At 59.1% G+C, this 14,360-nt stretch carries 11 protein-coding genes; 8 read left to right on the forward strand and 3 right to left on the reverse strand.

Annotated features, from left to right (window positions below; genetic code table 11):
* Positions 1-283 precede the first annotated feature (283 nt).
* A complete protein-coding gene (locus AKL27_RS11075) occupies positions 284-1,582 on the reverse strand; it encodes an MFS transporter (protein ID WP_050462887.1) in 1,299 nt (432 codons plus the stop codon).
* Positions 1,583-1,842: 260 nt separating this feature from the next.
* Positions 1,843-2,946 (reverse strand): iron-containing alcohol dehydrogenase PsrA, encoded by a 1,104-nt coding sequence (gene psrA, locus AKL27_RS11080; RefSeq protein WP_050462888.1) that lies wholly within the window; start codon positions 2,944-2,946, stop codon positions 1,843-1,845.
* A 281-nt stretch (positions 2,947-3,227) separates the two neighbouring features.
* On the opposite strand from psrA (AKL27_RS11080), the gene AKL27_RS11085 reads away from it, so the two are divergent.
* Entirely contained in the window at positions 3,228-4,112 is an 885-nt protein-coding gene (locus AKL27_RS11085; RefSeq protein ID WP_050462889.1) for a LysR substrate-binding domain-containing protein, read from the forward strand.
* Positions 4,113-4,136: 24 nt separating this feature from the next.
* Here the strand turns inward: AKL27_RS11085 and AKL27_RS11090 are convergent, their stop codons facing one another.
* On the reverse strand, positions 4,137-5,000 hold the full coding sequence (locus tag AKL27_RS11090; protein ID WP_050462890.1) for a LysR substrate-binding domain-containing protein: 864 nt from the start codon (positions 4,998-5,000) through the stop codon (positions 4,137-4,139).
* A 177-nt stretch (positions 5,001-5,177) separates the two neighbouring features.
* On the opposite strand from AKL27_RS11090, the gene phnD reads away from it, so the two are divergent.
* The 7 genes from phnD to AKL27_RS11125 all read left to right on the forward strand — a co-directional run bounded on the left by phnD (position 5,178) and on the right by AKL27_RS11125 (position 14,356).
* Positions 5,178-6,047: a phosphonate ABC transporter substrate-binding protein gene (phnD, locus tag AKL27_RS11095; RefSeq protein ID WP_083438986.1), complete on the forward strand. Its 870-nt coding sequence runs from the start codon at positions 5,178-5,180 to the stop codon at positions 6,045-6,047.
* Positions 6,044-6,865 (forward strand): phosphonate ABC transporter ATP-binding protein, encoded by an 822-nt coding sequence (gene phnC / locus AKL27_RS11100; protein WP_050462891.1) that lies wholly within the window; start codon positions 6,044-6,046, stop codon positions 6,863-6,865. The genes phnD and phnC overlap by 4 nt, the downstream gene beginning before the upstream one ends.
* Positions 6,862-7,713 carry a phosphonate ABC transporter, permease protein PhnE gene (gene phnE / locus AKL27_RS11105; RefSeq protein WP_050462892.1) on the forward strand — a complete coding sequence of 284 codons (852 nt, stop codon included), beginning with the start codon at positions 6,862-6,864 and terminating at the stop codon, positions 7,711-7,713. The genes phnC and phnE overlap by 4 nt, the downstream gene beginning before the upstream one ends.
* Positions 7,714-7,756: 43 nt before the next feature.
* A complete protein-coding gene (gene psrA, locus AKL27_RS11110) occupies positions 7,757-8,845 on the forward strand; it encodes an iron-containing alcohol dehydrogenase PsrA (RefSeq protein WP_050462893.1) in 1,089 nt (362 codons plus the stop codon).
* Positions 8,846-8,868: 23 nt separating this feature from the next.
* Positions 8,869-9,696 carry a phosphonoacetaldehyde hydrolase gene (gene phnX, locus AKL27_RS11115; RefSeq protein ID WP_050462894.1) on the forward strand — a complete coding sequence of 276 codons (828 nt, stop codon included), beginning with the start codon at positions 8,869-8,871 and terminating at the stop codon, positions 9,694-9,696.
* 176 nt (positions 9,697-9,872) lie between these two features.
* Positions 9,873-11,021 (forward strand): sensor histidine kinase, encoded by a 1,149-nt coding sequence (locus AKL27_RS11120; protein ID WP_050462895.1) that lies wholly within the window; start codon positions 9,873-9,875, stop codon positions 11,019-11,021.
* A gap of 440 nt (positions 11,022-11,461) precedes the next feature.
* Positions 11,462-14,356 (forward strand): autotransporter family protein, encoded by a 2,895-nt coding sequence (locus AKL27_RS11125; RefSeq protein ID WP_198155943.1) that lies wholly within the window; start codon positions 11,462-11,464, stop codon positions 14,354-14,356.
* Positions 14,357-14,360: the final 4 nt, after the last annotated feature.

Raw genomic sequence — 14,360 nt, forward strand, 5'->3', positions numbered from 1 at the left:
GACCGTGGCTTTCGGAATCGTGCCAACCAACTTGCCGTTGTAGGGATTGCGGACTTCGATCACGCGTTCATTACCGACCAGCTTGCCGGCAATGCGCATTTTTTGATGCAAGGGTTCACCATCGTTGAGTTTGTTCAATTCTGTTAACAGCGACATATCATCTCCTGATTCATTGCTTGTGCATTGCGCTTGCGGGACAGCGTCCGCCACAACACCTGAAATTGCGCTACCGGCGCCGGCTTCAACGCCCGATAGTCAATGCCCTGTCGTCAACGCTTTATAGTCAACGTTTTATAAACAGCGCCACCACGGCACTGATGGCACAGCTCACGGCGACAATCGGAAATACCAGTGCCGTGTTGCCCGAGCTGTCCAGCAGATGCCCGATCAACGGCTCACCGAGACCGGCAAACAGGTAGGAAGAAAAGTTCATGATGCCGGTGGCGGTGCCGGCACGGCGGGCGCCGACCAGATCCGGACACAAGGCCCAGAACGACGAGGCGGGTCCGTACACGAAGAAGCCGCACAGGAACAAGGCCAGCACGCCGATCATCGAATGCCCGGGAATCGTGAACATCCACAGACTGGTCAATGCACCCAGGACCATATAAAGCATGATCGCCTTATAGCGCTTCGAGCCGAACAGCTTGTCTGAAATCCAGCCATTGCTCAGGGCGCCGATCGCCATCCCCACCGGCAAGGCGATGCTGATCCATTTGGGATTGATAAATGCGTCCGGCGTCTTGGCCCAGTTGGATCCGAAAAAGTGCACCGGGACCCACACGATCAAGCCATAGCGGGCGGCATTTTGAAAGCCAAGAGACAGCGCCGCAATGATCAGCCGCCAGTTGCTCAGCACCGCCTTATAGCGGGTCCACGAAGATTCATGCTGATCATCCAGCGCCGCATTGGCTTTGTCACCGGCATTGGCAACACCGGTATCCAACGGCTGGAAACCCATGTCTTCCGGCCGTTCACGCGCCACCAGATAAAAGAACACACCGCCGGCCAGCATCAGCAGCACCGGAATCCGGAATATCCAGCGCCAGTCGAGATGCAGAACATCCAGCACCACAATCGACGTCACATACGACAGCACCGAGGCGCAGCCGGCCGCGAACACATAAAAGCCATAGACTTTGCCGCGCTCGCCGATACCCCACCAGTTTGACAACAGACGACTGCCCGGCGCCCATCCCAGCGCCTGAAAGTAACCATTGACGGCCCACGGAAAGATCAGGCTGACAAAGCCGCTTGAAAAACTGACGACCCAATTGGCGAAACAGGACAGGATCGCGCCCAGGCTCATGATGCGGCGGCCGCCGTATTTGTCGGCCAGGTTGCCGTTGATGGCCTGGCCGATGGCATAGGCCCACAACATCGCGCTCGATACCCAGCCCAGGGTTTCCTTGGAAAAGCCGAATTCTTTCTGGATCCCGGGAATGGCAAAGCCAAAGGTCTGGCGACCGGTGTAAAAGAACAGATAACAAAGCATCGCTGCCAGCAGCATGCGCCATTGTGCCCGGCGAAAGCTGGTACCACTTGCGACGAACGTGCTTGACGACGTATGTACATAACTCATTGCATGTCTCCTTTTTAGAGGATAACCGAGTTGCGAGTCCTCGGAAACCTCTCTCCTGCCTGGTTGTAATGGTTGGAAAAGGTAATTTTTTATTTGATTTTTATTGACGTGCCGCTTCCGGTCCTCCTTCCGGAAATCTGAAAATCATCTGGTTCAGGATATGTTCCTGATCTGCGGCCAGCGCCCCTGCGTCTCAAACATGGTGGCACCCGCCGCTGTCGGTCATGGACGTGGTTCAGCGATAACGGTGTGGTGGCAGGTCAAGGCAACGCGGCGATGGTTTTGGTGCCGATAAAATTTTTGCCGCGCGCCCCCAGCATCGCGCTCTGCACCATCTCCAGCGCTTCCGGCGCGGAGACGCCGTAGTCGGAAAATTCGGTACCGACGTCAAGCTGATGCAGGAAATTGCGCAGGCGCTCAACTGCCGTTTTGCGGTCGGCGTTGAAAACCTTTTGCAGCGCAGCATCACGATCCGGGGTTTCACCCCATGCCATGTCCAGCACCAGCGGCAACGTGAACGAACAGGCAATGCCGTGCGGCAGTCCGTAGCGCAAGGTCATCTCGTAAGAAATGGAATGGGCCAGTGCCGTTTTGGTATTGGAAAAAGCCAGCCCGGCTTTCATTGCCGCCAGCGCCATGGTGGCGCGCAAGGTCTTGTTGCCGAGGTCCCTGACCAGCAGCGGCAGGCAAGCCATGATGTCGTGGATGGCGGAAATGGCGAAGGCATCGGAAACCGGATTGGCGTTGATATTCCAGATCGATTCCAGCGCGTGCGACAACGCGTCCAGTCCGGTCGAAATGGTAATTTTTGCGGGCAACGACAGCATCAGGTCGGGATCGACAATCGCTGCCTCGGGCCAAGTGCAATCCAGATGCAATGAATATTTTTTTTGTTTCGCTGCATCCCAGATCGTGGCCCACGGCGTGACTTCGCTGCCGGTGCCGGCGGTGGTCGGTATCGCAATCAGTTTCTTGAAGCGGTTGGGACTGAATGGTTTGCCATCTGCCAGCAGTTGCAACAACTCGCCGAACTGGCCGCTCCTGGTGCCGACGATCAGTGCCTTGGCCGTATCGATCGCACTGCCACCGCCCAGGGCCACCACCGTGTCGCAGGCGTCTTCCTGCTGCCAGAACCGGTTGTACATTTTCGCTAGCTGCGCGACATCCGGATTCGGGTGTACATCCTCGATGACGTAAGCCAGCCGATCGCCCAGCAACTGCTCCATTTTCTCAATCAAACCCAGTGCGCGGGCTTCAGGAAAAGCCACCACGACCACCTTGGCGCCATGGGTGATGCGAGGCAGTTCTGCCAGGCTGCCGGGACCGAAATGCGTTGCGACAGGATTGAAAAATCGCTGTGTCATGCGTGTCTCCTTTTATGGTTTTCAATTTTGTTTGGAGCGATTGTCAGCGCCTCGGCCCTGGAGTACAAATCGATTATTATGCTGTTTCTATCGGCTCAACCGATAACGGCGAGGACCGCATTTATTGTCATTGCCGGCAAGACTTCGGTGCGGTAATGTGCGGATGCAGAGGTAAATCCGGTGGCAGTCGTGAGACCGTGATGTGCAAAAAAAGAATGACAAATCATGCACCGCTGACGACCTGATCAGCGTTGGAGACAACCCGCTCTGGAAGGAGCTTTATGTACCAGTACCACAAGTGGATCCGGTCATTTCACGCGGTCGCCAAAACCCGCAGCTTTACCGCTGCGGCGGCGTATCTGCAAATCGGCCAGCCCACCGTCAGCGAACAGGTCAAGGCACTGGAAGACCGCTTTGCCGTGGAGTTGCTATACCGCAGCGGACGCCATGTCGAACTGACTGATGCCGGACGACGCTTGTATGACATCACGGAAGGAATTTTCGGTCAGGAAGACGAGGCGGTGCAGTTGCTGCAAAGCCTGCATTCACAAAAAACCGGCTTGTTGCGGATCGGTGCAGTGTCGCCGCCAGTGGTGATGAATCTGACGTATGACTTGATGCGCAAACATCCGGGTATCGAGTTTGCGATCTCGATCAATTCAGAAAAGGAAACCCTGGCCCGGCTCTACGACTTCACCATCGACATCGCGATTCTGGCCTTCATCGATCCGGACAAGCGCTTGCATGTCATTCCCTACCGCACCTATCCGATTGTCGCCGTGGTCAGGGATGACCATGCGTGGGCCAACAAAGCGTCGATGCCGCTCAAGCAGATTCAACACGAAGCCATCATCATGCGCGAATCCGGTTCCAAGACCCGCGAATTGCTTGAAAACGCGTGCAACAAGCAAGGCATCAAGCTCAAGTATGTGATGGAACTCAACAGCCGTGAAGCCATCATGCATGCGATTGCCGAAGGACTCGGAATCGGTTTCGTCGCCGAGATCGAATACACCGCGATCCCCGGCACCAAAGCGATTCGGCTCAGAGAGGCGGCGGTCACGATTGACTATTACATGTGCGCACTGGCCGTACGAAAAAACCGCCCGCTCATCAAAAGCGTGCTGGACGCCGGCACCGAACCCAAGAGCAGCCGCAAGAAATAGCGACGTCCGTCGCCGATCCTCATTTCATGGCCGGCGTTTGGCCACTTCCATGAACGATGCCACCAGCCGGCTGTCACGCCGTTCAGCCAGACAATAAACGAACGTACGCGTGCTGGCCGGGTCACCCTCGATACGCACCATGCGAATGCGCGGATCGGGAATGAACTCCGCCTCCGAAACCGTCCCCAAACCCAGCCCGCGCGCGACCGCTTCGCGCAGTGCTTCGCGACTCCCGATTTCCATCACGATCTGTGGTTTGACGCCGGCCTGCTGCAATACTTTTTCCAGCGCCAGCCGGGTGGTTGAGCCTTGCTCGCGCATCAGCATCGGCTGCCCGGCCAACTCTTCGAGCCGCACTGATGCACGGCTGGCAAACGGATGGCCGACGTGCGCGAACAACACCAGCGCGTGGTCTGCATAGGGTGCGCTGACGAAGCGCGCATCATCAGTGAAGTTGGCCAGCACTGCCACATCGGTCACGTAATTTTCGAGGTCGGCCAGGGACTGTGCCGAATTGCCCAGCTTGATGGACAACTCGACCTTGGGATAACGCGCGCGATACGCATCCACCATTTCAATCACATGGAACGGCCCCACTGCCCCTACCCGCAGATGCCCGACATGCAGCACGCCGGAATTGACCAGCAGATTGAGTGCATCGAGTTCCAGCTCGGCGATGTTTTGCACAATCGGCAACAGTTGCTGCGCCGTCTCGCTGAGCTCCAGCCGGCGCCCGCGACGATGGAACAGTTCGACGTTGTGTTCGCGTTCGAGCGCCTGCACCTGCGTGGTCAGCGTTGGCTGGGTCACTCCCAGGGCGCGCGCGGCGGCGCTGAAACCGCGATGGCGGGCAACGGCCAGAAAGGCGCGCAGTTGCGAAGATGTCATCTATAGCCCCAACCTATGGATCAGTGAGAATTTATCGATTATATCGATAATGCTGCCGTCACAAAGCATCTTTAATCTTGCGCTGGTCAGGACTCCATCCCGCCTCTGCTCACTGTTGTTCGACGCCGGCCTGCCCTGAAAACCTTACAAGCACACGACACTCATCAAGGATAAATCATGCAACGACGTTCTCTTTTGACCCTTTGTCTCGGCGCCCTGGCCGCGACCATTTTCAGCCAGGCAGCACTAGCGGCAGGCCCGGCACTGACGGTCGGCCTGATTCCGGCGGAAGACGCGCAAGCCATGCTGGAAAACAGCAAAAAAGTGATCGACAGCCTGCAAGAACAACTCGGCATGCCGGTCAAGCCATTCATTGCCACCGACTACAACGGCATCATCGAGGCGCTGCGCGCCAAGAAGCTGGACGTGGCTTATCTCGGCCCGTTCTCTTATGTGCTGGCCAGTTCCATCGCCAATGTCGAAGCCTTCTCGGTAGCAGAAACCAAGAAGACCGGCAAGAGCGCCTACAAGAGCCTGATCATTGCGCGCAAGGACAGCGGCATTGACAACCTGCAGCAGCTCAAGGGCCACACCATGGCGTTCGTCGATCCGTCCTCGGCCTCGGGTCATCTGTTCCCGAACGCCGGCCTGCAAAAGAACGGCATCGACCCCGCCAAGTATTTTTCACGCGTGATTTTCTCCGGTTCGCATGACGCCAGCATCCTCGCCGTCGCCAACAAGAAAGTGGACGCCGCCGCCGTCGCCGACCGCATCCTGGCATCGGCCATTGCCAAGGGCGTGGTCAAGCAATCCGATTTCAATATCGTCTGGACTTCGCCGGATATTCCTGAGTCGCCGATGGTATGGCGCAAGGACTTGAGCCCGGAGCTGAAGCAAAAGATCGCCACCGCGTTTGCCAATATCAAGAATGTGGAATGGGGCGATCAGGGCGTGCTCAACGGTTTCGTACCGACCACCGACGCCGCCTACAACGTGGTGCGCGAAACCGCCAAGGTACTCAATCTCGACCTGAAGGCCATGAAATGATCACCGTCCGTTCGCTCACCAAGCACTATGGCAGCAATGCCGTATTGCGCGGCATCGATCTGGATGTCGCCGCCGGGGAATTTCTGGTGATACTCGGCCCGTCCGGCGCCGGCAAGTCAACCTTGCTGCGTTGCATGAACGGTCTGGTCACGCCGAGCTCCGGCGAACTGGTGGCGGCCGGATTCGACGCCACCGACAGCCGCAGCGTACGCAAGCTGCGGCAGCAGGTGGCCATGATTTTCCAGCATCACAATGTGGTGCCGCGTTTGTCGGTATTGAAAAATGTCTTGACCGGCCGCCTCGGCCAGGTCTCGACGCTGAGCTCGATCCTGCAATTGTTCAGCCGCCACGATCTGGCGCTGGCAATGGATTGCCTGCGCCGGGTCGGTCTCGACCACAAGGCTGGCGAGCGCACCGATGCCCTGTCCGGTGGCCAGCGTCAGCGCGTCGGTATCGCCCGCGCACTGGCGCAACGGCCGCAAATCATTCTGGCCGATGAACCGGTGGCCAGCCTCGATCCCAAGACCTCGCGGCTGGTGTTGCAATATCTGCGCGCCGCCTGTCGCGAACTCGGTATTACCGTGGTGTGCAACTTGCATCAAGTCGATTACGCGCGCGAGTTCGGCGACCGCATCGTCGGTCTGTCGGGCGGCAAGCTGGTGTTTGATGGCCGTGGCGACCAATTGCGCGAATCGCACCTGAACCTGATCTACAGCGGCCCCGAGCAAGCGCAGGAACACTGTGCCGCAACCAGCCGGCAATCACCGCCAGAGCTGGTCCCCATCCCCGATCTTGCCGCGCAAGGAGCACTGTCATGACTACCCCGCTGCAATCCGCCACCGCCGGCGGCAGTTATCACGACTATGTATGGACCGGTCCGCGTCCGCTGACATTGCGCTCCTGGCTGCTGTGTCTGGCGGCGCTGGTGCTGGCGGCCGTGATCCTGACCTGGAGCGCGCAAGGCACGCAACTGAGCTGGGGCGAACTGGCCAACGGCCTGCCGCAGATCGGCGATTTCCTCAGCCGCTCATTCCCGCCCAACTGGAACATCATCGGCAATCTGATCGCACCGGCCATCGAAACCATTCAGATCGCGCTATGGGGCACGCTGCTCGGCGTCATCGTCGCGATACCGGTATCTTTCCTGGCGGCGCGCAACCTGAACCGCAATCGCTTCGTCTATCAGACCGTGCGCCAATTCCTCAACGTCACGCGCAGCATCAATGAATTGATTCTGGCGCTGGTTTTTGTGTCGGCGGTCGGTCTTGGCCCGTTCCCCGGCGTCCTGGCATTGGCGCTGCATGGGGTCGGCATGGTTGGCAAATTCTTTGCCGAAAGCATTGAAGAAATCGACGACGGCCCGCTGGAAGCACTGCGCGCCACCGGCGCCCGGCCATTGCAAGTGATTGTGTTCGGGGTCTTGCCGCAAGTGATCACGGCCTGGATCGCCACCGTGCTGTATCGCTTCGAAGTCAACCTGCGGCAAGCCACGGTATTGGGCATGGTCGGCGCCGGCGGTCTCGGTTTCGAACTGGTCAACAGCCTCAAGCTGTTCAAGTATCAGGACACTGCCACCTGCATCGTGGTGGTGACGCTGATGGTGGTGGTGGCCGACACCATTTCCAGTCGCCTGCGCCAGAAGATTCAGGACGGTCGCGTGCATTAACAGCAGCCATCCATTCCAACCCTCATTGAAGACTCAAGACCCCATGTGGAATTATCACAACCCGGTGGCGGTGCATGCCGGCGCCGGCAGCCTGTCCCAATTGCCGGCGTTGCTCAACGGCCGGCGCGCACTGCTGATCACCTTTCCCGAAGCCGCTGCGCTGGGCCTGGAACAACGCATCGCCGGCTTGCCCGGCATGCGTCTGGCGGGCATTGAAAACGCGGTGCAGCCCAACCCTGACGTCAGCTGGCTGGGGACAATGTACGAACGGATATGGGCGCGTCATGCCGATGTCGAATGCATCGTCGCCATCGGCGGCGGCAGTGTCATCGATTGCGCCAAGGCCATGCTGACCGCCACACCTTCCGGTCGCTTCGATCAACTGCTGGCGCACTTGCGTGATGGCACACCACTGAGCGGTGCCAATGCCAAAGCATTGATTGCGGTGCCCACTACCGCCGGCACCGGCAGTGAAGTCACGCCGTGGGCCACGATCTGGGACGCCGCCGATGGCCGCAAATATTCGTTGCATCGGCCCTGGACCTGGCCGCAGGCTGCCATCATCGATCCCGAACTGATGCTGAGCCTGCCGCCCGGCGCCACGCTGGCCAGCGGCCTCGATGCCCTGTCGCATGCGCTGGAAGCGATCTGGAACGTCAATCGCAATCCGGTCTCGGCCAGTCTCGCGGCGGCGGCGGCACGCGAGATCGTCGTCACCTTGCCGGCGCTGATGCGTCATCCCGGCCACCTGCCACTGCGCGAACGCATGGCCGTCGCGGCGCTGCAAGCCGGGCTGGCGTTTTCCAACACCAAGACCGCGCTGGCGCATTCGCTGTCTTACGACATCACCTTGCAGCACGGCGTGGTGCACGGCATCGCCTGTTCCTTCTCGCTGCCGCACGTGATGCGCCTGGCCTTCGGCAAAGACCCGCAAGTCGATGCGCTGCTGCAGCAGATTTTTGACAGCACCGATGCTGCTGCCGCCATCACCAGCCTGTCCGCCTTTCTCAGCGATCTCGGCATCAGCACCAACCCTGCCGATTACGGCGTATCGGAACATTGGGACACTCTCGTGCAACGCGCCTTGCAAGGACCGCGTGGCCGCAATTTCATTTCTGCCGCTGCCAACTGACATTTTTTAGCAAAGGATCCTCCATGTCTTCTTCATCCCCATGCGCCATCGCCCTCGAAGCAGTGATCTTTGACTGGGCCGGCACGCTGGTCGATTTCGGTTCGCTGGCCCCCACCCAGATTTTCGTCGATGCCTTCAAGAGCTTTGATATCCACATCACGCTGGAACAGGCGCGCGGTCCGATGGGCCTGTCCAAATGGCAACATATTCAAGCCTTGCTGGCGGAACCGGCGATTGCCCGGCAATGGCAGCAATGCAACGGCCATGCCCCGACCGACAAGGACATCGATGCCATCTACAGCCGTTTCATGCCGATGCAGATTGCCAAGGTAGGCGAGTACTCGCAAGGTATCGCCGGGGTTGCCGCCACGCTGTGCTGGTTGCGCAGCAAGGGCCTGAAGATCGGCTCCTGCTCCGGTTATCCGCGTCAGGTCCTGGATGTGCTGTTGCCGCTGGCAGCCGCCGAAGGCATCGCACCCGACCATGTGATTGCCGGCGATGAACTGGCCGCCGGCGGCCGGCCCGGTCCCTACATGGCACTGGCCAATGTGCTGGCCCTGAAGATTGGCGATGTCGCCGCTTGCATCAAAGTCGACGACACCGTGCCCGGCATTGAAGAAGGTATTCGCGCCGGCATGTGGAGCGTCGGTATCTCGCTGTCCGGCAACGAAGTCGGTGTCACGCCGGAACAGTTGGCGCAGTTGACCAGCGAGCAGATCGCCGGCTTGCGCAGCCGGGCCGAAGCGCGCTTGCGCGAGGCCGGCGCCCATTACGTGATCGATTCGGTAGCCGACTTGCCGGCCGTGCTGGCCTTGATTGAAACGCGGCTGCAAGCCGGCCAGCGGCCGTAGCGTCCGGCCTGTTGCCGGCCGGCACTGGCCGGCAACGGACAAAAATCTGCGACAAGTGCTAATGCGTGCATAATGGGGTTCCCCCCCCACCAGCATTGCCCGTCAACATGCATCACGCCGTCCCTGTCAGCACACCGAATGAATCCGCCCGGCATCCCCTCGCCCGGGATATCGAAATGATTCAATCGATTGCGGCTATTCCAACCATCATGCGCGTGATTGCCGACACCACCGGATTACGCTGGGTCGGCGTGGCGCGGGTCACGCCGGAGCAATGGACCCTGTGCACCGTCAATGACCAGTTGAATTTCGGCCTCAAGCCCGGCGACGAACTGGAGATTGCCAGCACCTTCTGCGATCAGGTCCGGCGCAACAATACCGGCATGGTGATCGACAACGTAAAAACCGACGCCGTTTACTGCACCCACGCCATTCCCCGCGATTACGGATTTGAAAGCTATTTTTCACTGCCGGTGTATCGCAAGGATGGCTCGTTCTTTGGCACTCTGTGCGGGCTCGACCCGGTCCCTGCCGACCTGCGGGCACCGAAGACACTCGATACGCTGAAGCTCTTCGCGGAATTGATTTCAACCCACATCGAGACCGAAGAACGACTCAAGGAAACTGAAAATGATCTGAAATTTGAACGTGAAAATTCCAGGCTGCGGGAGCGCTTTATCGCCATCCTCGGCCACGATGTCCGCACCCCGCTGTCGGCCATGCTGCTGGGAGCCGACCTCATCGGCAAACTGACCAGCGATGAAAAAATCGCGGCGGTGTCCATGAAGATAAAACGCAGCGGCTTGCGCATTCGTGGCCTGATCGACGACGTCACCGACTTCACCCGGGCCAATGCCAGCAGCGCATTGCCACTTTGCCTGAAGCCGGTCGACAATCTGGCATCCGATCTGGAGCATGTGATTGGCGAACTGGCGGCGGCTTATCCGGAACGTTCACTGCAAAGAAATTTTACGCTGACCGGGGCGCTGCGCTGCGACCCCAAGCGCATCAGCCAATTGCTTTCCAACCTGATCGTGAATGCCATCGTGCATGGTTTCGCGCATACCGACATCCTGGTGACGGCCAGCAATCAAGGCTCGCGACTGCGCATCGCGGTCGCCAACCGCGGCAAGCCGGTTGCCGATGAAACCAGGCAACGCATGTTCATGCCGTTTTCGCGCGGCGCAGGAACAGAACAAACAGATGGCCTCGGTCTCGGACTTTATATCGCGTCCGAGATCGCCAAGTCGCATGCCGGCAGTCTGCGTCTCGAGAGCACCGGTGAATATACCGAATTCATTTTCGAGGCTGACTGCACAACGTAACGCGACTGCACTTCCGGGTTCTTGCCAATCATCCCGGCCAGCCTCTGCCCCCTCCTCAGTACCCTCGTCTGCCTTACCTGCCGCACACTGCCAGTCATTCAGTTTGATACTTCAAACTGAGATGGCCGGCCAACCTCCCCCCTGTTCTGGCTTGCATCCGGCCACCACTCCTGCAAACCGGCATCCGTCATTTTCGCAACGGATGTCCATCGTTCCGTTGCAAGTTTAAAAACACGCTGCATTCGCAGCCCCACATTTCGCTCAGATTTGCTCAGTTCCGGCCGGCAACGTTTCTATATGCTCGCCCCAGTTTCCATGCTGCCAGGCGCAAGCGCCGGCATGGAAAAACAACGTACCGATGGGGTGCCCGAATGCACCGGACACCGGGGCGGGCGGCGACTCACAACGCCATTTCACAATCCAACAAGCATTCCAAAAATATGACAATCGTATTCAATACGCGCAAAAAACAGCTTGCCATCCTGATCTCCACAGCCTGCCTGAGCATGAGCAGCGCCTTTGCCAGCAGCTGCGGCGGCGTGACCGGAGGCAATGTCACCATCGTCAACAACAGCACCATCGATACTTGTGCACTGGCTGCCGGCGAAAGTATCGTCATCATGCCAACCGGCACGCTTGCCCGCGACGACGAATACGGCGGCAGCATCGGCGTGCTGGTCAGCAACGGTATCAGCGCCGGCGTGATCAACAATCAGGGTGTCATCGAGCGGCAAAGCAGCGGCATCCAGCTGGACAATGGCACATCGGTCACCGGCATCACCAATGCCAGTAACGCCATGATCACCACGGACGAGACCGGCATTCTGATCCAGGGTGCAACCATCAATGGCCAGCTCAGCAACGCCGGCACCATTAACGCCCGGACCGGCGGGATTCAGATTCTGAACGGAGTCATCAGTCAAGGCATAAGCAATACAGGCAGTATCAGTAACAATGAGAACGACGGCATCGGCATCAGCAACAGTTCAACCATCACCGGCGGCATCAGGAACGGCATCAATGGCACTATTCAAAGTGGCCGGGCAGGCATTATGGTCAGCGACTCCACCGTCAACGGCGGCATCAGCAATGCCGGCACCATCGACGGCGGTGAAGGCGGCGCCGTCCACATCGGCTATGGCGGCATCATCAATGGCAATATCACCAACACCGGTATCTTGCGCAATTTGAATGGGGACGCTGCCTTGCGGCTCACCGGTGGCACCGTCAACGGCAAGGTGCTCAACAGCGGCACGATTTCCGGCGGCGAATTCAATCCCGGCATTTTCGTTGACGATAGCAGCAAGATTACCGGCGAGATTGTGAATGATGTCAGCGGTAGCATTCTGTCAGGCAATATCGGCATTACCGTACTGAGGTCGGATATCGGCGGCATCACCAATGCCGGCCTCATCGATGGCGCTGAAGGTGGCCCCGGTGGCATGGGCATTGTGGTCGCGCTCTCCACCGTCCAGGGCAACATTACCAACAGCGGCACCATCAACGCCGCCAACGGCTACGCCATTCTCATTCAGAACAGTACGCTGAACGGCAAGATCATCAACTCCGGCACCCTGTCCGGCCTGAAAGCAATTGACATCATCAAGGATCAGGTTCCGTTCTCCCTCAACGCGCCGATCACCATTGACAACAGCGGCACACTGGACGGCGCAGTAACGCTGGCAGACAGCATTCTGAATCTCAACGGCAATACTGCCCGGGTAACCGGCGCGGTTCAGGGTGTGGGTTCCGTGGTCAATGTCAACGGCAACTTCAGCGCGCAAAACACGTTCGACGTCGGTACCTTCAATGTCACCAGGGGTGGCACCTTCAATGCCGCCTATGCCATCAGAGCCGCTGACGGCCTGAACAACAACGGCACGCTGGCAGTCAAGGCCAACACGCCATTCACTGTCGATGGCAACTACGTGCAAGCGGCCGATGCCAGCTTCCGCACCGAAGTGCTGTCGGCCACCAATTACGGCCAGATGACAGTGAACGGCACTGCTGTTCTGGCCGCCGGCACCGGCATTGACGTGCGCGTGTCGTCGCTGGCGACACTGGCACCCAACACGGTATTGGCTGGCATCATCAAGGCCACTGCACTGCAAGCCTCGACCTTCAAGGTCACTGATGACAGCGCCCTGTTCAACTTCGCCGGCGTAGTCAATGGCAATAATGTCGATCTGCTGGTATCGCAAGCCTCGACGGTCTATGGCAGCACTGTCGACAATCGCAACTTCGTCGGTGCCGGTGCCGCGCGTGAACTCGACAAGCTGATCGCCGGCAGTAACGGCAACGGCGACATGGGTACGGTTGTCACTGCCCTTGGCCGTCTGTCAAACAGCAAACAAGTGTCCGACGCCGTCAAGCAAACCCTGCCGCTGATGACCGGCGCCACTGCGTCCGCCGCTGCGGCAGCCATCAACCAGACTGGTCGCATCGTGCAGGCGCGTCAAGACAGCAATCTTGGTTTGTCGACCGGTGAAGATGTCATCAGCGACAAACAGATCTGGGCCAAGCCGTTCGGTTCCTGGGCCAAACAGGGTGATCGCAACGGCGTGTCAGGTTTTGATGCGCGCACCGGTGGCCTGGTGGTCGGTGCCGATGGCGTGCTGACCGAGCATGACCGTCTCGGTGCGGCATTTGCGTATGCCCACACCAACGTCAGCGGCAACGACAGCAGCACCGCGCAATCGGCCAAGATCGACAGTTATCAGGCCATGCTGTATGGCAGCCACAGCATCGATGAGCGCACCGAGCTGAGCTGGCAAGGCGATCTCGGTCTCAATCGCACCGACGGCGAACGCGGCATCAACTTCGGCGGCCTCAACCGCCGTGCCACCAGCAACTACAACGGCTGGAGCGCACACGTCGGCACCGGCGTGGCACGCGTGTTCAGTCTGAATGATGCGATCAGCGTGGCGCCGTCGCTGCGCCTCGATTACACCTCGCTGACTACCCGTGGCTACACCGAAACCGGTGCCGGCGCATTGAATCTGCAAGTCGATTCGCAACGCACCGAAGAATTGATCGTGGCGGCGGAAAGCAAGCTGTCGTATGCCGTTGCTGCCGATACCACCATCGTCGCCAATCTCGGCGTCGGCTACAACCTACTGGCGAAAAGCGCGCAAATCACCTCGACCTTTGTCGGCGGCGGCAGCGCATTCTCGACCGAAGGTCTGGAACCGTCGCCATGGACGCTGCGTGGCGGCGCCGGCCTGATTCTGCATCGTCAGGGCGGCACCGAAGTCACGGCCCGTTACGATGCCGAAGCCAACCGCAGCGGCTTCAGCAATCAGACCGTATCGCTGAAAGTACGGCAGTCGTTCTGAGCCT

Source organism: Herbaspirillum autotrophicum (genome assembly GCF_001189915.1).
Lineage (GTDB): Bacteria > Pseudomonadota > Gammaproteobacteria > Burkholderiales > Burkholderiaceae_D > Herbaspirillum > Herbaspirillum autotrophicum.